The organism is Brachybacterium paraconglomeratum (genome assembly GCF_039541415.1).
Taxonomy (GTDB): Bacteria; Actinomycetota; Actinomycetes; order Actinomycetales; family Dermabacteraceae; genus Brachybacterium; species Brachybacterium paraconglomeratum_A.
On sequence record NZ_BAABGE010000004.1, the window covers coordinates 463,642 to 483,029 of the forward strand.

Annotated in this window: 15 protein-coding genes; 11 read left to right on the forward strand and 4 right to left on the reverse strand. The window is 70.9% G+C overall.

The features are described from left to right. Positions 1-127 precede the first annotated feature (127 nt). Entirely contained in the window at positions 128-1,456 is a 1,329-nt protein-coding gene (locus tag ABD893_RS06640; protein WP_345077175.1) for a CoA transferase, read from the forward strand. 67 nt (positions 1,457-1,523) lie between these two features. Beyond that, positions 1,524-1,664 carry a hypothetical protein gene (locus tag ABD893_RS06645; protein ID WP_345077178.1) on the forward strand — a complete coding sequence of 47 codons (141 nt, stop codon included), beginning with the start codon at positions 1,524-1,526 and terminating at the stop codon, positions 1,662-1,664. 103 nt (positions 1,665-1,767) lie between these two features. Here ABD893_RS06645 and ABD893_RS06650 read toward each other — a convergent pair whose 3' ends face one another. After that, positions 1,768-5,082 (reverse strand): SNF2-related protein, encoded by a 3,315-nt coding sequence (locus ABD893_RS06650; RefSeq protein WP_345077181.1) that lies wholly within the window; start codon positions 5,080-5,082, stop codon positions 1,768-1,770. Positions 5,083-5,252: 170 nt separating this feature from the next. Between ABD893_RS06650 and glmM the strand changes: the two genes are divergently transcribed. Next, positions 5,253-6,599 carry a phosphoglucosamine mutase gene (glmM, locus tag ABD893_RS06655; RefSeq protein WP_345077184.1) on the forward strand — a complete coding sequence of 449 codons (1,347 nt, stop codon included), beginning with the start codon at positions 5,253-5,255 and terminating at the stop codon, positions 6,597-6,599. Positions 6,600-6,919: 320 nt separating this feature from the next. Here the strand turns inward: glmM and coaA are convergent, their stop codons facing one another. Next, a complete protein-coding gene (gene coaA, locus ABD893_RS06660) occupies positions 6,920-7,876 on the reverse strand; it encodes a type I pantothenate kinase (RefSeq protein WP_345077187.1) in 957 nt (318 codons plus the stop codon). A gap of 237 nt (positions 7,877-8,113) precedes the next feature. On the opposite strand from coaA, the gene glmS reads away from it, so the two are divergent. From glmS to ABD893_RS06695, 7 genes are all read left to right on the forward strand, one after another. Next, positions 8,114-9,982, forward strand: a complete 1,869-nt coding sequence (gene glmS / locus ABD893_RS06665; RefSeq protein WP_345077190.1) for a glutamine--fructose-6-phosphate transaminase (isomerizing) — start codon at positions 8,114-8,116, stop codon at positions 9,980-9,982. 45 nt (positions 9,983-10,027) lie between these two features. Continuing rightward, positions 10,028-10,510 carry a holo-ACP synthase gene (locus ABD893_RS06670; protein ID WP_345077193.1) on the forward strand — a complete coding sequence of 161 codons (483 nt, stop codon included), beginning with the start codon at positions 10,028-10,030 and terminating at the stop codon, positions 10,508-10,510. A 68-nt stretch (positions 10,511-10,578) separates the two neighbouring features. After that, complete coding sequence (locus ABD893_RS06675; protein WP_345077196.1) at positions 10,579-12,090, forward strand: NAD(P)H-hydrate dehydratase; 1,512 nt, start codon at positions 10,579-10,581, stop codon at positions 12,088-12,090. A 13-nt stretch (positions 12,091-12,103) separates the two neighbouring features. Continuing rightward, positions 12,104-13,276: an alanine racemase gene (gene alr, locus ABD893_RS06680; RefSeq protein WP_345077199.1), complete on the forward strand. Its 1,173-nt coding sequence runs from the start codon at positions 12,104-12,106 to the stop codon at positions 13,274-13,276. Continuing rightward, the gene (gene tsaE / locus ABD893_RS06685) at positions 13,273-13,941 is read left to right on the forward strand and encodes a tRNA (adenosine(37)-N6)-threonylcarbamoyltransferase complex ATPase subunit type 1 TsaE (RefSeq protein ID WP_345077202.1); all 669 of its coding nucleotides are present in this window, start codon (positions 13,273-13,275) and stop codon (positions 13,939-13,941) included. Before alr ends, tsaE begins: the two co-directional genes overlap by 4 nt. Beyond that, positions 13,941-14,675: a tRNA (adenosine(37)-N6)-threonylcarbamoyltransferase complex dimerization subunit type 1 TsaB gene (gene tsaB / locus ABD893_RS06690; RefSeq protein ID WP_345077205.1), complete on the forward strand. Its 735-nt coding sequence runs from the start codon at positions 13,941-13,943 to the stop codon at positions 14,673-14,675. Before tsaE ends, tsaB begins: the two co-directional genes overlap by 1 nt. 1 nt (position 14,676) lies before the next feature. Beyond that, entirely contained in the window at positions 14,677-15,144 is a 468-nt protein-coding gene (locus ABD893_RS06695) for a GNAT family N-acetyltransferase (protein ID WP_345077208.1), read from the forward strand. A gap of 61 nt (positions 15,145-15,205) precedes the next feature. Here the strand turns inward: ABD893_RS06695 and ABD893_RS06700 are convergent, their stop codons facing one another. Then, positions 15,206-16,918 carry a hypothetical protein gene (locus tag ABD893_RS06700; RefSeq protein WP_345077211.1) on the reverse strand — a complete coding sequence of 571 codons (1,713 nt, stop codon included), beginning with the start codon at positions 16,916-16,918 and terminating at the stop codon, positions 15,206-15,208. After that, the gene (locus ABD893_RS06705) at positions 16,903-17,778 is read right to left on the reverse strand and encodes an ABC transporter ATP-binding protein (protein WP_345077214.1); all 876 of its coding nucleotides are present in this window, start codon (positions 17,776-17,778) and stop codon (positions 16,903-16,905) included. Before ABD893_RS06705 ends, ABD893_RS06700 begins: the two co-directional genes overlap by 16 nt. 166 nt (positions 17,779-17,944) lie before the next feature. Between ABD893_RS06705 and ABD893_RS06710 the strand changes: the two genes are divergently transcribed. Then, positions 17,945-19,321 carry an AI-2E family transporter gene (locus ABD893_RS06710; protein WP_345077217.1) on the forward strand — a complete coding sequence of 459 codons (1,377 nt, stop codon included), beginning with the start codon at positions 17,945-17,947 and terminating at the stop codon, positions 19,319-19,321. Positions 19,322-19,388: the final 67 nt, after the last annotated feature.

Sequence of the window (19,388 nt, forward strand, 5' to 3'; positions counted from 1 at the left end):
TGGATGTGGCTCGGGGATGTTCCGGTTCTGCCCATAGGACACCGCCGACGCGCGAAGTGTGACAACCGCGCGAAGTGTGACAGCGGAGCGTGAGCCGGCCCGCCGGCAGCGGGTCTACGCTCGGATCATGTCCTCGACACATCGCCGCTGGTGGGGCGGGCCGCTCGATGCCGAGCAGCTCGCCCGGTCCGCGGTGCACCGGATGCGAGATGCCGCGGCCGAGCTCGCCGCTGCGCGCGGTCTGGATCTCCACCTCGAGACCAGCGACGAGCAGATCGCCGCCTCCTTCGCCGCGATCGACCATCTGCGCATCGACGGCAGGGTCCCTCATTCCTGGGGCGAGTTCTCCGGGTTCGTCGCGGCGCGCGACGGCTGGGTGCGCCTGCACGGCAACTATCCCCATCACGCCGCGGTCCTGTCGGAGCTGCTGAGCGTGCGGGACCGGGCCGGGCTCGAGCGCGAGATCGGCCGACGGGAGGCCTCCGAGGTCGAGGAGCAGGTCTCCGCTGCTGGAGGCATCGCGGTCGCGGTGCGCACGGAGCAGCAATGGCGAGCGCACCCGCAGGCGCAGGCCACGGCCCAGGACCCCTGGGTGAGAGTCGAGGACCGCGGGGAGCGCCCGGCGCTCGGCCCTGTCCGCGCGGTGCCGGGCACCGGTGTCAATGCAGGCACGGCGAGGGGAGACTCAGCAGCCGGCGGCCGAGGCGCTCCCGAGAGCCTCCCGCTGGACGGCGTGCGCGTGCTGGACCTGACCCGGGTGATCGCCGGCCCCACCTGCACCCAGCTGCTCGCCTGTCTGGGTGCCGACGTGCTGCGCATCGACCCGCCGCATCGCCCTGAGCTCCTCGACCAGCACCTCTCCACCGGGATGGGCAAGCGCTCGGCGCTGCTGGACCTCCGCCGTCGCGGCGATGCGGAGCGGCTGCGCGCCCTCGCCGCAGAGGCCGATGTCATCCTCGACGGCTACCGACCCGGGGCACTCGCCGGCCATGGTCTGGGCACTCGCGACCTCGAACAACTCGCGCCGCAGGCCGTGATCGTCTCGCTCTCCGCCTGGGGCGAGCACGGGCTGTGGGGACAGCGCGCGGGCTTCGACTCGATCGTGCAGGCAGCCACCGGTATCGCCGTGCGCTGCGGGAACTCCGACCGTCCCGGGGCGCTGCCTGTGCAGGCCCTCGACCACTCCAGCGGTCATCTCCTGGCCGCCCACATCCTCGAATCGCTCGCGTGGGGCCGTGCCGTGACGGTGCGTGTGAGCCTGCTCGGAGCGGCGCGGAAGCTCCTGGCCCTGCCCTCGCCCGCCGGGGAGCCGGGCGGGCTCGACGTCCTGCGGGTGCGGGTTCCGTCGGCCTCCGGGCCGCTGGACGCGGTACCGCCGCCGCTGCTCCTCGACGGTCGCACCCTCGAACGCCCAGTCGGTCGGTATGGCACGTCCCGTGCCAGGTGGATAGCATGAGGAGGGTACATGGCCGGTGTGGCTCGCTCAGGTAGGGGAGCTGGCCACGGGATGATGGGGCGAAGTGATGAACCAGATGTTCGCTGCAGGACGAGGATTCATGGGGATCGGCGCCTGGGAGGTCGTGACCCTTCTCGTTCTCCTCGTCGGCGCGATCGTGCTCGTCGCCGCGGGCTGCCGTCTCGCACTGTGGTGGCGCGACCGTTGAGTCATACCGCGGTGGGCGACGTGGAACGCCGGCCCGGGCTGCCTGCGGCTGATGAGCAGAGAATGCGCCGCCGACCAGCACGATGACCGTGTGAGCTGAACTCTCAGCTGAGCAGCTCCCGCAGGTCCTCCGCGGTGACCGCGGAGCGGAACGCCTCGCCACCGTCGGTGAGGGCATCGAACAGCTCGGCCTTGCGCCGCTGCAGCGCGAGCACCTTCTCCTCGATCGTGTCCTCGGCGATCATCCGGTACACCATCACCTGGCGCTCCTGGCCGATGCGGTGGGCGCGGTCCACGGCCTGGTTCTCCGCGGCAGGGTTCCACCACGGGTCCAGCAGGAAGACGTAATCCGCCTCGGTGAGGGTGAGGCCGAAGCCGCCCGCCTTCAGCGAGATCAGGAACACCGGGGCATCGCCCTCGCGGAAGCCCGTCACCGCCGCGTCCCGGTCGCGGGTGGAGCCGTCCAGGTGCGAATAGCGCACCTCGCGCCGGTCCAGCTCCGCGGCGACCCGGTCCAGGTAGGAGGTGAACTGGCTGAACAGCAGCACACGGTGCCCGTCGCCGATCACCTCCTCGAGACGATCGAACAGCGCCTCGAGCTTCGAGCTGGGCACGTCCGCGTATTCCTCGGCGTCGACGAGAGCCGGATCCAGCGCCAGCATCCGCAGCAGGGTCAGGGAGCGGAACACGATGAAACGGCTGCGATCAAGATCCGTGTCGATCAGGCCCAGCACCTTCTTCCGCTCTCGCTGCAGCACCGAGTCGTACACCGCACGATGCTCCGGCGAGAGGGTCACCATGAGCACCTCCTCGTGCTTCTCGGGCAGCTCTGCGGCGACCAGCTCCTTGGTGCGTCGCAGCAGGAAGGGCCGCACCCGGCGGCGCAGCAGCTCCATCCGGCCGGGATGGTCACCGTTCTGGATCGGCAGCGTGTACTGCTTGCGGAACCCGATCGCGGTGCCGAGCAGACCCGGGGCGACCAGGTCGAGGATCGCCCACAGATCATCCAGCGAGTTCTCCATCGGGGTACCGGTGATCGCGAGCCGGAAGCGGGCCTGCACACGCTTCGCGGCGCGGTGGGTGCGCGAGCGGCGATTCTTCACGAACTGCGCCTCATCGAGCACGAAGCCCTGGAAGCGAGAGCTCGCGAACTCCTCCTCGTCGATGCGCAGCACCGAATAGCTGGTCACCAGCAGATCAGCCCCGATCGCTGCGGCAGGAAGGTCCGTGCCGCGGGAGGCGGCGGTGCGGTCCAGCACCCTCACCGTCAGGCCGGGGGTGAAGCGCTCGGCCTCACGTCGCCACACCGGCAGCACCGAGGCAGGGGCGACCACCAGGAACGGCGGGGCCTGCGGATCCTGCTCTCTGGCACGGGCGATCAGGGCCAGGGTCTGGACCGTCTTGCCCAGGCCCATGTCGTCGGCCAGCACCCCGCCGAGCCCGTGCGTGAAGAGGAAGTCCAGCCAGGTGAAGCCCTCGTGCTGGTAGGGGCGAAGCTCGGCCTGCAGGCCGCGGGGGAGCGGGGGCGGCGGTGTGTCCTCGAGCGAGCGCAGGGACAGCGCGGTGCGGCTCCATTCGCTGCTCGCGACCGTCTCGTCAGCGACCTCCTGGAGGTCGTTCCACATGTCCACCTGGAAGCGGGAGATCCGTTGCCGTTCCGGCTCCCACTCCGCGAGCGCCTCACCCTCGCGGATCAGCTCCCGCAGCGCGTCGAAGGCCGGATGGTCCAGCGAGAAGTAGGTGCGATCGGGCATCAGCAGCTTCGCGCTGCCCCGGGCGAGCGCCACGAACAGGCTCGGGAACGGGATCTGGCGGCCCTCGATGGTGATCTCGAAACCGAGGTCGAACCAGTCGTTCTTCCCGGGCGAGGCCTGCTGGGTGACGCGCACATTCGGGGCGCTGTCCAGCTCGCGATAGGCGTGGCGGGTGCCGGTGATCTCGACCTCGACGTGATCCATCGCAGCGAGGTCGTCCAGCACATGCTCGGTGAAATCGGCGGTGTCGGTGCCGCTGAGCAGCTCGGGGGAGTCCGTCGCCTCCAGCGGCCACAGGGTCATCGCTGCAGCGATCACCTCCTCCTCGTGGGCCAGGTCGCGATGGGCGCCCTGACGCTGATCCATCGGCAGACGCCGGTCCGGATCGTGATAGCGCCAGGACCAGCGCAGGGACAGACGGTCCCCCGAGGCGTAGGCGGCGGTGAGGTGCAGGGTGGGCCGGCGCGCCGCAGGAAGCTCCACGCTGCCGTCCAGGCTCGTCATGGTGGTCAGGGTTCGCAGCTGCGGGTAGGCGACCTCGAGGAAGGCCTGGCGATCCTGCGCCGGGATCACCAGTGGCTCCCGGCGATGCAGCAGCGAGCGCAGGGCGCGCGGCACCGAGGAGCCGAGCGGGGCGAGGCGAGCAGCCAGCAGCCCGTCCTCCGTGGTCTCCACATCCAGCACCCCGGAAGCTCCGAGGAGTCGGCCCCGGGGCGCCTTCTCCCCGGCCACGGCGATGCGGGGCCGCACGTACAGCTCCCCGATGGTGTCGTCGGACTGCAGGTCCAGTCCCACCTCACCGCCGGCCACCAGGTCGATGGCGGCCAGCCCGCTGCCGGGCAGGAACTCCACCCCGGCGCCCCGGGCATGCTCGAGCGACTGCCACAACAGAGGGGAGGTGATCGAGTTCAGCCAGAGGTGATCGATCGCCCCGCTGGAGTAGGAGCGCTCCACCGAGGCGGCGGCGAAGATGCGGGTCAGCGCCTCGCCATGGGTCGGGTCGTACTCGCGGCCGGCGAGGCGGAACTCGAAGGTGCGCCAGGACAGGTCCCCCTTGATCCAGGCACCCTTGCGGCCCCGGGTCAGGGGCCGCATCCCCAGCCATAGCTCGGCGCCCGCCTCGACATGGGCGGGGGTCGCGATCTCGCGATGATGACGGGAGGTGCTGGTCCCGGAGGTGCCCGCCTCGAGATCGAAGCGCAGGGCCAGCGGGCGGGGCATCGCGGCATTGCCGCCGTCGGTGGTCGGCGTCGCGTTCAGCAGGGGTCGCAGCACGCTGCGCCATTCGGCGGGCGGGCTCTCCCGCACCACCTCGGAACCGAGGTCATTGAGCCGGTAGAGGGTCGCCGCGACGTGCACGCACGCCTCGCCGACGGAGCAGTCGCAGGCGGAGCCGCGGGGCCGCCACAGACCACCGGGCCCCGGAGAGTGGAAGCGGCGGGAGACGGAGTCTTCCTCGTACTCCGTCAGCTGCACCTCGGGATGGCGCAGCGTGCCGTCCTCCTCGGCGACCTCGGCCGACACGGTCGAGCTCGCCACCTCCCAGCGGAGGTCCGTGACACGGCCGGCGCGGGCTGCACCGAGGCCCCTGCTCGCGGTGCGATCGCCCACGTGATGGCTGATCGCGGAGGGCAGCAGGCGGGGGAGCAGCACGGGATCGGACATCCCTCCAAAGTAACCGGCGCAACCCCTCGATGACGAGGAACCTGAGGAGTAGGGCCCCCGCCAGCGGGTAGTCTCACAGCGGACCTCCGGCACGGAACCTACGCGCGGCACGCTCGCACGGCAGTGCTCACGGGGGCCCGCAGACCCCGAATCCTCATGAGGAGAATCCTGTGGCACGACTTTTCGGCACCGACGGAGTGCGCGGACGCGCGAACGGCGACATCACTGCGGAGCTCGCGGTCGAGCTGTCCGTGGGCGCTGCCCACGTACTGGGCACCCTAGGGGCCTTCGGCGGCACCCGGCCCCGCGCGATCGTCGCCCGCGACACCCGCCCCTCCGGCGACTTCCTCTCCGCCGCGGTGAGCGCGGGCCTGGCCGCCGCCGGAGTCGATGTGCTCGACGCCGAGGTGCTGCCCACCCCCGGCCTCGCGTATCTCGTGCAGTCCACCGGCGCGGACCTCGGTGTCATGATCTCCGCCTCGCACAACCCGGCGCCGGACAACGGCATCAAGTTCTTCGCCCGCGGCGGCACCAAGCTGCCCGACCAGGTCGAGGACGCCATCGAGGCGCGCCTCGGCGAGGAGTGGGACCGCCCCCAGGGCACCGACGTCGGCACCATCACCCGCTACGAGGGCGCGGTCGAGGCCTACGTCCAGCACCTCGTCTCCACCCTGGACCGGCCGCTGGCAGGCCTGACCGTGGTCGCGGACTGCGCCAACGGCGCCGCCTATCTCACCGGCCCCGACGCCCTGCGTCGCGCCGGTGCGACCGTGCACGTGATCGGTGACCGCAGCGACGGGGGCCTGATCAACGACGGCTGCGGCTCCACCCACCTCGAGCCGCTGATGGCCGCGGTGCTCGAGCACGGAGCGGACCTCGGGGTCGCCTTCGACGGTGACGCGGACCGCTGCCTCGCCGTCGCCGGCGACGGCGAGATCATCGACGGCGATCAGATCATGGCGATCCTGGCGCTGGACCTCAAGGAGCGCGGCAAGCTCCACGACGACACTCTCGTGGTGACCGTGATGAGCAACCTCGGCCTCAAGCTCTCGATGAAGGAGCACGGCATCGTGCTCGGCCAGACGGGCGTGGGCGACCGCTACGTGCTCGAGGAGATGAACCTCGGCGGCTACTCCATCGGCGGCGAGCAGTCCGGGCACGTGATCATCGCCGAGCACGCCACCACCGGCGACGGCGAGCTCACCGCTCTGCACCTGATGCAGCGGATGGTCGAGACCGGCCGCACCGCCCGGGACCTCGCGAACGTGATGACCCGGCTCCCGCAGGCGCTGATCAACGTCAAGAACGTCGACAAGGCCAAGGCCACCATCGACCGTGGCGTGACTGATGCGATCGAGGCCGCAGAAGCCGAGCTGGGGGAGACGGGCCGAGTGCTGCTGCGCCCCTCCGGCACCGAGCCCGTCGTGCGCGTCATGGTCGAGGCCCCCACCGACGAGCAGGCCACCGAGATGGCCGAGCGCCTCGCCGTCATCGTCCGGGAGCGCGTGGGCCTCTGAGGCCGTGAGCCCGGGCGCGCACCGTCGCCCGGGCCCCAGCCCCTCGCGAGCAGGGCAAGAACTCTCCCGCGAGCGGGGCAAGGACTCTCCCGCGAGCGGGGTAAGGACTCTCCCGCGAGCGGGGTAAGGACTCTCCCGCGAGCGGGGCAAAGTGGGGCGATAGACGTCTCCATTCGCCCTACTTTGCGACTCTCGCTCGGGGGTGCTCCACGGTGGGCCCGCGAGCGGGGCAAAGTGGGGCGATAGGCGTCTCCATTCGCCCTACTTTGCGACTCTCACCCCGTGACCGCCACCCCGCGATCGCGCGGCGACCGCCCCGCTCACACCTTCCGCAGCAGCACCGAGTGCACGCTGTGCTGGCCGTCCTTGCGCAGCACCAGATCGGCGCGGCCTCGCGTCGGCACCACGTTCTCGGTGAGGTTCGGGCCGTTGATCGAGCGCCAGATCCCCAGCGCCGTCTCCTTGGCCTCCTCATCGGTGAGGTCCGCATAGCGGCGGAAGTAGGAGCGGGGGTTGGAGAAGGCGGTGCGTCGCAGCTGCAGGAAGCGGTCCACGTACCAGCGCTGGACGTCCTCCATCCGTGCGTCGACGTAGACGGAGAAGTCGAAGAAATCCGAGACGGCCATCCCGAGGCGACCGTCGCGGCGGGGCCGGGCAGGCTGCAGCACGTTCAACCCCTCGACGATCAGCACATCGGGCTGCTCGACCACCACCCGCTCGTCGGGAAGGATGTCGTAGGTCAGGTGCGAGTAGATCGGCGCCTCGACCCGCTCGTGCCCAGCCTTCACATCGGCGACGAAGCGGAGCAGCCGGCGCCGGTCATAGCTCTCGGGGAAGCCCTTGCGCTGCATGATGCCGCGCGATTCGAGCACGGCGTTGGGGTAGAGGAAGCCGTCGGTGGTCACCAGCTGCACGCGCGGGGTCTCGGGCCAGCGAGCCATCAGCTCGCGCAGCAGGCGGGCAGTGGTGGACTTGCCGACAGCCACCGAGCCGGCCACGCCGATCACATAGGGGGTGCGCTGCTGGTGCTGGTCCAGAAAATCTTCCCGGTTGCGGCGCAGCGCCTGTGATGCGGCGACCTGGATGTTCAGCAGGCGGGAGATCGGCCGGTAGACAGCGTCGACCTCGCGGAGATCGATCCGGTCGCCGAGCCCGCGCAGGCGGGTGACGTCGTCCTCGTTCAGCGGCAGAGGGGTCTGCTGCGAGAGCCGGGCCCAGTCCTCCCGCGGGATCTCCTCGAACGGAGTGACGGTGCTCGACGTCGACGCAGACTTCATGAGGGTGATTGTTCCAGCTCGCGACGCGGTCCCGGTGCACGGGTGCGCCGTGTGGGGACTCGGTGCGCTCACGGGCGGCAGGCGGTCAGCTCCGCGCAGCATTGCTTGCTCATTTCTGCTCACTCTGCGCAGTCGTTGGCCATGGCTGCGCGCCGGTGCCCGTCATCGTGAGCAAGGCCTCTCCCGGAATCCGCGTAGTGAGTGCCGATCGCTCTGCGGATCATTAGCGTGAGCGGCATGTGTGGAATCGTCGGATACGCAGGCCCCCGGGCCGCAGCCCCCTCTTCTCGTCCCGTGGACGTCGCCCTGCAAGGCCTCGCCCGCCTCGAATACCGCGGATATGACTCCTCGGGTGTGGCCGTGATCGATGACGGCTCCGTGCGCGTCACCAAGCGCGCCGGCAAGCTTGCCAACCTCCGCGAGGCGCTCCAGGACGCCGCCGAGACCACCGGCGGGGTCTCCATCGCCCACACCCGCTGGGCCACCCACGGAGCACCCACCGACCTCAACGCCCACCCTCACCTAGGTGGCCGCGAGGGCGAGATCGCCGTGGTGCACAACGGCATCATCGAGAACTTCGCAGGCCTCCGCGCCGAGCTCGAGCGCGACGGCTTCACCTTCCTCTCCGAGACCGACTCCGAGGCGGCCGCCCACCTGATCGCCCGCGAGATGGAGCAGGCCGGAGACCTCACCGAGGCGATGCGTCGCAGCGCCGCCTCGCTCGAGGGAGCCTTCACCCTGCTGGCCGTGCACAAGGACGCTCCGGACACCGTGGTCGCCGCCCGCCGCAACTCCCCGCTGGTGGTGGGCCTCGGCGAAGGCGAGAACTTCCTCGGCTCCGACGTCGCCGCCTTCGTGGACTCCACCAAGGAGGCCCTCGAGATCGGCCAGGACCAGGTCGTCACCGTCACCGCGAACTCCGTGGCGATCATCGACTTCGACGGCAACGAGGTCACCGACGCCAAGCGCTACACGATCGAGTGGGACGCCGCCGCCGCGCAGAAGGGCGGCTTCGACTCCTTCATGGCCAAGGAGATCCACGAGCAGGCCAGCGCCGTCGCGGACACCCTGCGAGGCCGCCTCGAAGAGGGCTCCCTGAAGCTCGACGAGATGGACATCGACCCTTCGGTGCTGCGCAGCATCGACAAGATCGTCGTGGTCGCCTGCGGCACCGCCGCCAACGCCGGCGCCGTCGCGAAGTACGCGATCGAGCACTGGTGCCGCATCCCCACCGAGGTCGAGCTCGCCCACGAGTTCCGCTACCGCGACCCCGTCGTCACCGAGAAGACCCTCGTCGTCGCGATCTCCCAGTCCGGCGAGACCATGGACACCCTGATGGCGGTGCGCCACGCCCGCGAGCAGGGCGCGAAGGTCATCGCGATCTGCAACACCCGCGGCGCGACCATCCCGCGCGAGGCAGATGCCGCGCTGTACCTGCACGTCGGCCCCGAGATCGCGGTCGCCTCCACCAAGGCGTACCTCGGCCAGATCGCCGCCTGCTACCTGCTGGGTCTGTTCCTCGCCCAGGTGCGCGGGAATCTCTACCCCGACGAGATCGCCGCGCTGATGGGCGACCTCGAGCAGATCCCGGACCAGATCCAGCAGGTGCTGGACAACTCGGGACAGGTCGAGCAGCTCGCCCGCGACATGAAGGACGCCTCCAGCGTGCTCTTCCTTGGCCGGCACGTCGGCTACCCGACGGCGATGGAGGGCGCGCTCAAGCTCAAGGAGATCGCCTACATCCACGCGGAGGGCTTCGCCGCCGGGGAGCTGAAGCACGGTCCGATCGCTCTGGTCGAGGAGGGGCAGCCGGTGTTCGTCATCGTCCCCTCCCCGAACGGCCGCCACTCCCTGCACTCCAAGGTGGTCTCGAACATCCAGGAGGTGCGCGCCCGCGGCGCCCGCACCCTGGTGATCGCCGAGGAAGGGGACGACGCGGTGCTGCCCTACGCCGATGTGGTGATCCGGGTGCCCGCCACCCGCACCCTCTTCGCGGCGCTGCTGACCGTGATCCCGCTGCAGATCTTCTCCTGCGAGCTGGCGACGGCGAAGGGCCTGGACGTGGACCAGCCCCGCAATCTCGCCAAGTCCGTCACCGTGGAGTGACCAGCGCGAACACTGATGCCCAGCCGGTGGTGTGATACTGCCGGGGTGAGCACATCTTCGACCGCAGCGCCGACGCCCGGCCCCCCGCACAGCTTCGGGGGCCGGGCGTTCGCGCCGCGGGACGACGGCACCGTGGCGGGCGTCGGCATCGACGTCGTGGGGATCGCACGCCTCACCGCGATGCTCGAGCGGACTCCTGCCCTGCTGGACCGGCTGCTGACCCCCTCGGAGCGCGGCCTCTCCGCCGCCTCCCGCGCCGCGAGGGTCGCCGCGAAGGAAGCCGTGGGCAAAGCCCTCGGCGCCCCCGGCGACTTCTCCTGGCAGGACGTCACCGTCGAACGCACCGAGGTGCGCCGCCCCTACCTGCGCCTGCGCGGCGCCACCCTCCGCGCCGCCGAAGCCCAGGGCGTCGCCCACCTGCACCTCTCCCTCTCACACGACGGGGACGTCGCCACCGCGATCGTCGTCGCCGAGCGCGGCAGCGCCCCGGGCGGCGCTTCAGCTCCGGCTGCTGGCGGCCACCCATGATCAGCGGCCACACCGCCGCGGCGGTCCGGGCGGCTGAAACACCTCTGCTGGCGGCAGGGGAGCCGCTCATGCTCCGCGCCGCCCGCGCCCTCGCCGACCACGTCACGGCCCGCCTGCACACCGCAGTCGACCATGGTCCGAGCGCACCCCACGCACCCCAGGTGCTGGTCCTCGCCGGTGCGGGCGCCAACGGCGGTGACGGGCTCCATGCCGCTGCCATGCTGCGCGCCGGCGGCATCCATGCCGACGCCCTCGCCACCGCTGACCGCCTCCACGAGGAGGGTGCCGCTGCGCTGCGCGAGGCAGGCGGCAGGATCCTGCTGCTCGCCGACACCGCCCCGGGCACGCTCGAGGACGAGCTCGTCCAGACCACGCTGGTGCTCGACGCGATCCTCGGCATCGGCGGCCGGCCGGAGGTCCCCACCGCCCTCGCCCCGCTGCTGGCGGCGGTGCGCGCGAGCGGAGTCCCCGTGATCGCGGTCGATCTGCCGAGCTTCGTCGACGCCACCACCGGGCAGGCGGCCCCCGAGGCCCTGCACGCGACCGAGACCATCACCTTCGGGGCGATCAAGGCGGGGCTGCTGCTGCCCAGCGGCGCCGAGCGCTCCGGCACGGTCCACCTCGTGGACCTGGGGCTCGGCCCGCACCTGCCCGCAGCCCCCGCGGTGCTGCGGCTCGAGGACGCCGACGCCCGCTGCCTGTATCCGCAGCCGGGTCGCGACGCCTCGAAGTACACCCGCGGCGTGGTTGCACTCGCCGCGGGCAGCGAGCAGTACCCGGGCGCGGCGGTGCTCGCCGCCTCCGGTGCTGCCCGGGCCGGCGCCGGGATGGTCCGCTGCCTCGCCCCTCAGACCGTGCTGGATCTCGTGCTGCGCGAGCGACCGGAGGTGGTCGGCCACCGGGTCGAACGCGCCCTCGGCGGGCCGGACGCGGTGGACCTCGCCGCCGTCGGCCGCACCGACGCGCTGGTCGTCGGCCCCGGCCTCGCCCCCGGCGATCCCCGCGCCATCGCGGGCGTGAACTGCCTGCGTCAGCGAGACGCCGTGGGGGACGGGCCGCGAGCAGGCGCCGAGGTCAGCGCGGCAGGCGGGACGATCACGCGCGGTGTGATCGACGCCGGAGCCCTCGGTGTCCTCACCCCGGAGCACCGCTTCGGCGCCGATGTGGTCCTCACCCCGCACCAGGGCGAAGCAGAACGCCTCGCCCGCCGCCTGGGCCTGGACCCCGGCCTGCCCGGCGCGATGCTCGCCCCCGCCCTCGCCCACGCCACCGGCGCGACCGTGCTGCTGAAAGGTGCGATCACCCTCATCGCCCCGGGGGACAGCGGGCCGCTGCGCGCCCAGGACGATGCGACCCCGCAGCTCGCCACCGCCGGCACCGGAGACGTGCTCGCCGGAGTGCTCGGCACCCTGCTCGCCGCCGGCCTGACCAGCCCTGATGCTGCTGCGCTCGCCGCGATCCTCCACGGCCGCGCCGGCCGCCTCGCGTCCCATGATGGACTCCACCCACTGGTCGCCCTCGAGGTGGCCACCCACCTGCCTGCCGCGATCGGGACTATCCTGGCGGGCGCCCAGCCGTGATCCAAGGAGCCCGATGACCATCCCGATCCCTGCCGAGGACCCTCGGCACGTGCCCAACCGGGCCGTGATCGACCCCTCGGCGATCACGCAGAACACTCGCGCCCTCGCCACCCTGCTCGAGGAGCAGACCGCCCTGATGGCTGTCGTCAAGGCCGACGGCTACGGGCACGGGATGCTCACCGCGGCCCGCGCCGCGATCGAGGGCGGTGCCACCTGGCTCGGCGTCGCCCACCCGGCGAGCGCACTGGCCCTCGCTCGCGCCGGCCTCGATGCGCAGATCCTCACCTGGCTCTATGAACCGCACACCGCCCGCATCGTGCTGCCCGAGGTGCTCAGCTCTGGAGTGGACGTCTCCGTCGGCTCCCCGGAGATGCTGGCGATGGTCTCCGCAGCCGCCCGCCAGGCTGACCGACGCGCCCGCGTGCACCTGAAGATCGACACCGGGATGGGACGCAACGGCGTGCTGCCCTGGCAGATCCATGAGATCGGCGCGGCGATGCGGGAGGACGACTTCGTCCAGCTCACCGCCGCCTGGACGCATCTCACCACCGCAGATGATCCTTCAGATCCGGCGACCGACCAGCAGGTGGAGCTGTTCGACTCCGCTTGCGAGGCGCTCGCCGAAGAGGTGGGCCCTATCCCGCTGCAGCACATCGCGAACTCCGCCGCCACCCTCACCCGCCCGGACCTGCACCGCGACATCGTGCGCCCCGGCATCGCGCTGTACGGCTACCCGCCGGTGCCGACGGACGTGCACCTGCGTCCGGCGATGACCCTGACCAGCCGGCTCGCGCTGGTCAAGGAAGTGCAGGAGGGCCAGAGCATCGGTTATGGCCGACTCCGCAGCACCGACCGCTCCACGCGCCTCGGCCTGGTGCCGATCGGCTACGCCGACGGACTCCACCGCGCCGCGAGCGACCGCTGCACCGTGATCGTGCGCACCGAGTCCGGTGACCGTCGGGCCCCGCAGGTGGGCCGCATCAGCATGGACCAGATCGTCATCGACCTCGGCCCGGACTCGGACGCCCGCGCTGGGGATGAGGTCTTCCTCTTCGGCGACGCCGGCGGCGACCCCAACGAGCCCTCCGCCCCGACCGCCGACGACTGGGCACGCGCCGCCGGCACCATCCCCTACGAGGTCCTCACCTCCGTCTCCGGGCGCGTCAGCCGTGAGGTGCGCGCATGAACGCACTGCCCGTGCGCACCCGCGACGCGGAGGGCACCCGCACAGTGGCCCGAGCCCTGGCCGGAGCGCTGCAACCCGGGGATCTGCTGGTGCTCGACGGGCCCCTCGGCGCCGGCAAGACCACTTTCACCCAGGGTCTCGGTGCTGGGCTGAACGTGCGCGGCCCTGTCGCCTCCCCGACTTTCGTCATCGAACGGGTCCACCCGAACCTCGGCGACGGCCCTGATCTCGTCCACGTGGATGCCTACCGGCTGGGTGGGGGCGGTGACATCGACGACCTCGATCTCGAAGCTGATCTCGACCGCGCCATCACGGTCGTCGAGTGGGGGCGGGACCGGGTCGAGCACCTCGTCTCTTCCTATCTGAGGGTCGAGCTCGAACGCCCGGACCAGGTCGAGGATCCGCACGACCCCGACGAACCGCGCACCCTGCGTCTGACTCCGTACGGGCCCCGCTGGGACGAGTCGGCGATCCTCCGGCTCGAGGCGGCGCTGGCCGCCGTCACCGGTCTGGACGGGATCGTCCTCGCCGCCGAGTCCACTAGTGCCGCCGACCCCACCGAAGCCGACGCGCCCACCGGTGCCGCCGAGTCCACTGGCGCCGCCGATCCCACCGAAGCCGACGCATCCACCGGTGCCGCCGAATCCACCGAGGAGAACCGCTGATGCTGCTGGGAATCGACACCTCCGGGGCGGTGAGCGTCGCCGTCGCCCGCGGTGAGCTCACCGGCCCTGCGCCCGAGATCCTGCAGGTTCGGGCCGATGAGCGCTCTCGCCACCACGACGAGGTGCTGCTGGCCCTGATCGACGAGGTGCTGACGGCCGCCGGGATCGAGCGGTCCGAGCTCACCGGCATCGTGGTGGGTCGCGGTCCGGGGCCCTTCACCGGCCTGCGGGTCGGCCTCGTCTCCGCCCGCTCGATCGCTGCCGTGCTCGGGGTGCCCCTGCACGGGCTCAGCTCCCTGGACGGCCTCGCCCACCAGGCGCTCGCCGAGCTCGGCTCCGCGCAGGAAGGCTCCGCGCAGGAAGGAACTGCGCACGATGGCCCTGTCACCGTCGGAGTGGCGCTCGATGCCCGTCGCCGCGAGGTCTACCACGCCCGCTATCGCCGCGAGGCGACCGGGGAGGTCACCCGCATCGCTGAGCCCGCGGTCGATGCCCCGGCGGCCGTCGCCGACGAGCTCACCGCCTGCGACATCCTGGTCGGCTCCGGGACCGGGATCTACCCGGAGCTGCTGCCTGCCACCGCGGACCTGGTGCACGTCGATGCAGGACATCTGCTGCTCGCCGCCGCAGCGCTCAGCGCCCGCGGCGAGGATCTCAGCAGCACCGAGCCGATGTACCTCCGCGCGCCCGATGCGGCCAAGCCCACCGCCCGCAAGAGCGCCCTGGGCCGCTGAGGTGACCGCACCCGACTGGTCGCTGCGCCCAGCGAGCATCGAAGACGTCGAGGAGATCGCCTTCGCCGAGCTCGAGCTGTTCCCCGACGAGGCATGGAACGTCTTCCAGCTCGCCGCCGAGATCGAGCACCCCGACCGCCGCTATGTCCTCGCCGCGGCCGGGCCGCAGGCGAGCGGCGAGCTGCTCGGCTACGCCGGGATCATGCTCGCCGGCGACATCGCGGACCTCCACACCATCGGTACCCGCCGTGAGGGTGCGGGCATCGGTCGGGCGCTGCTGGCCTGGTGCGAGGAGCAGGCGCTCACGGGCGGCGCCGAGCGGATGCTGCTCGAGGTGCGGGAGGACAATGCCCGGGCCCGCGCCTTCTACTCCGCGGCCGGGTACCGGGAGATCGACCGCCGGCGCGGTTACTACCGGATCCGCGGCCGACGCATCGACGCACTGGTCATGGAGCGCACCCTGGTGTAGCACCCGGCGGTGCTGAACTCATCTCCAGCACCGGGAGCTCTGACTCCTGGACCTGGGAGCTCTAGATGTGGTTGCGGACTTTCTGGAACACATCCGGGTAGCGCGCGTCCAGCCGCACCACGGCGATCCGCAGGCCCACCAGGAACACGACCGCACCGGCCACCAGGGCGAGCACTCCCGCGAGCAGGGTGAGGGCGAGGCTGCCGACCACAGCACCCCAGATGCCCACGCCGACTGCAGGGATCAGCGGCACGAACACCCCCACCATCGCCACAGTCATCGCGATCATCGCGTTCGAGCTCGAGGCGGACTTGTCCTTCATCGGGTTGGTGCCGGGAGGCGAGCTCGGGTAGGGCAGCAGCACTCCGGTCGCCATCGAGATGCCCCAGCCGCAGGCCATCGCCCCCAGCGAGACCATCACCGTCATCGGCATCAGCTCCACCATCCCGTACAGCAGCGGGATCACGATCGTCGCCACCAGCACTCCGGGCACCATCAGCACCGCCTGTGCGGCGATGCGCCCGGTCAGGTTGGCGCGGGAGGGCAGTCCGGTGACGATGTTGACCCACCCCGAGGGGCCGTCGAAACCGATCTCGTTGGACAGGCTGATCCCGCTCATCCCGCACATGAGGATCGTCATCCCGAGCATCATCGGCCGTGACTCCGGGAGCATGAATCCCATCGCCACGAAGAACACGATGATCACCGGGTAGATGCCGAGCGCGGCGAGATAGCGGGTGTCGCGGCGCCAGTAGCGCAGCGACTTGCCCATCACCGCGCCGAAGGCGCTCGGGGCCAGGAAGCGGGGCACCAGCGGGGAGACCTTGGTGTCTCCCGAGGAGGCATCCCCGGTGAGCGCCGACGTCAGGGAGATATCGATCGAACGCCGCCACCACCGCCACACCACCACGATCGTGACCGCGCCGATCAGGGCACGGACGAGCGCGGCGAGGATCCGGCCCTCAGCGAGATCCATCGGCACTGCGAACAGAGCGCCGACGGGAGTCCAGGCCAGCACCTCGACCACCGCGGGCAGCACCCGCTCCAGCAGGGTGAAATCAAGATCGGCGACGCGCTGCATGCCAAGGGAGAAGCCGTAGATCACCACGAACATGAGCAGGAAGCCGAAGATCCCGCCCACCTCACGCCGACTGCGGGAGGAGGCACGGCTCGCCGAATGCGCGAACCAGGCCCGGGGCAGCAGGAGGCACAGCGCGAAGGCGGCCAGATTCGCCGGGATCAGGGCGAGTGCAGCCAGGATGATCCACACTGCACCCTGGCCGAACACGATCAGCCACAGCAGTTCGAAGCTGGTCGCGATGGCGATCGCGATCAGCGTGAACAGGCTCGGCAGGCTCAGCGCCGCAGCGGCGAACATCCCGGGCTGGAGCTGCTTCGCGCTCCGCGGGAACAGGGCGAAGGCGCGCGGGTCAAGGGTGTCGTCGAGTCCGAAGGCGACCACCGGGATCAAGAACCACAGCAGCACGGTCAGCGCTCCCAGGCCCCGTACGACCAGCGGGAACGTCGACCCTTCCCCGGCCCACAAAGTCGTGCCCAGGAACAGGAACACCAGGCCCACCAGCGCGCCGAGGGTGTAGAGCACCCCGAAGACGGTGCCGATGAGCTTGCCGATATTCTTGCGGTACGACCGCTTCCACAGCGTCCACTTGAGCTTCAGCTGCAGACGGATCAGGAACTTCTGGGAGATCGCGCCGTGGTGGACGTCCGCCGCGGAGGCGGTGGCGGCGTGCTCGCTGCTCAGGACTCCAACCACGACAGGCTCCCCTCCGCGACGTCGCCGCCGCCGACCAGGTCGATGAAGGTCTGCACCAGGCTTCCGCCGCGACGGACCTCGTCGAGCGTGCCGTCGGCCAGCAGCGCGCCATCGGCGATGATCGCGACGTGGCTGCACAGCCCCTCGACCAGTTCCATCACGTGGCTGGACAGCACCACGGTGCCGCCGCCGGCGACGTAGGCGGTGAGGATCTTGCGGATCACCTGCGCGGAGACCGGATCGACCGCCTCGAGCGGCTCATCCAGCACCAGCATCCGCGGCGCGTGCAGCAGCGCGCTGGCCAGCAGGATCTTCTTGGTCATCCCGGCGGAGTAGTCGACGACGAGCTTGCCGTCCTCCCCGGCGAGGTCCAGGGCCGTCAGCAGCGACTCCATCCGCTCCTCGACCACGTCGGCCTTCATCCCCCGCACCAGTCCCACATAGGTCAGCAGTTCCCGACCGGTCAGCCGGTCGAAGGTGCGCAGCCCGTCGGCGAGCACCCCGAGCAGGGCCTTGGCCTGCTGGGGCTCGGCCCACATGTCGTGCCCGAGCACGTGGGCGGTGCCGCCGTCGGGGCGCAGCAGACCGGTCGCCATCGACAGCGTGGTGGTCTTGCCCGCTCCATTGGGGCCGACGATCCCGTAGAAGGAGCCTCGCGGGACGTCCAGGGAGATCCCGTGGACGACCTCTGTCTTGTCGAAGGACTTCCGCAGGCCGCGGATCGACAGTGCGGTCTGCTCCGAGATCGCTGCGTCCGCCGAGATCGGTGCGGCGAGCCCGCTGACCGGTGGCGTTGCGGGGGCCTGTTGCGGTGCGGGGACCCCGAGAGCGGGGGAGGGGGAGGGCTGCTCGCTGTGCATGGGATCACGGTAGTTCCTGCGAGGCGAGGCACATGCCCACCGCTCGGTGAGACGGGGGTCGACCTTCGTCGGTCTCCTCGCCGTGCTCGCGGGCAGAGGCGTACGGAACTGGGCGCCCGCGTGATTAGGATGCCCCTGAGCCGCTGTGGCTCACGGAAGGAGTCCCATGTCGAAGCTGCGCCCCACCCCGAGGGCCCCACGCCTCGCCCCGGAAGTCGAGGAGATCCCGCTCGGAGTCCGTCGGGCTGCAGCGTGGTCCTGGCGCCTCATCGTCGTCATCGCGGCCTCCGCCCTGCTGATCTGGGGACTGCTGCAGGTCACCACGATCGTGATCCCGGTCCTCATCGCGATCCTGCTCGCCGCGCTGCTGACGCCGATCGTCAAGGTCCTCACCCGCTACACCTTCCTCGGTCGTGCCGCCGCCAGCGGCATCGCACTGCTCGGGCTGCTGCTGGTGATCGCAGGGATGTTCACGCTCGCCGGACGACAGCTGTTCGCCCAGTTCGCTGACATCCAGGACAAGGCGGTCACGGGGTTCCAGGGGCTCGTGGACTGGGCCACCTCAACCTTCCAGATCGACCTGCCGATGATGAACGCGGCGCTCGACGAGGGCCTCGATCAGCTCCAGCAGTATTCCGGGCAGCTGGTCAGCGGCGCGGTGACCACCGCTGCGGTGCTCGGAAACCTTGCCACCGGTATCCTGGTGGCGCTGTTCACGCTGTTCTTCCTGCTCTCGGGCGGGGCCGGGATCTGGCGCTGGGTGGTGGGCCTGCTGCCGCCCGCAGCCCGGGTCCCCACCCATGAGGCGTTCCGCCGGGGCTGGAAGGCGCTGTCGGCATACATCCGCACCCAGATCCTGGTCGCTGCCGTGGACGCCATCGGCATCGCGATCGGCATGGTCGCACTGGGCCTCGGCTCCTATGCGGTGCCGATCTGGCTGCTCGTGTTCCTGTTCTCCTTCGTCCCGCTGGTCGGTGCGATCGCCTCCGGCGTGATCGCGGTGCTGCTGGTCCTCGTGCTGAAGAGCTGGGTCTTCGCGCTCATCATGCTGGCGATCGTGCTCGCGGTGCAGCAGATCGAGGGCAATGTGCTCCAGCCGTTCCTGATGGGCAAGGCTGTCGAGCTGCACCCACTGGCGGTGTTCCTCGGGGTCGCCGGTGGCGCGATGATCGCCGGGATCCCCGGTGCGCTGTTCGCGATCCCGCTGATCGCCTTCGTCAACGCCACACTGCTGTACGTGGTGGGCCGGGACCCGAGCCCCGATCTCGGCGAGGACCGGGCGAGTGCAGAGCACTTCGCCTCCCTCACCCAGAGGCGGGCCCCGGCAGCGGAGAACGGGGCAGGGACCACCACCGCGACCGTCGCGACGCCCGCACCGGCGCCGGTCACGACGCCTGCATCGGCGTCGCTCGATCCTGCCCCCGCTGCGGACCTTCCTGACTCTGGAGCCGCCGAGCTCGACGAGGACGCGCCGTCGGCGCAGGACGCGCCGCACGGCCCCACGCCCGAGGAGGGACAGCGCAAGGACGGTGACGGAGCCTGAGCTCCGCTCCTCGTCCATAGCGTGTCCTGTACGCAGGAAGGAAGGCCCCCGTCCCGGCAGCTGCTGG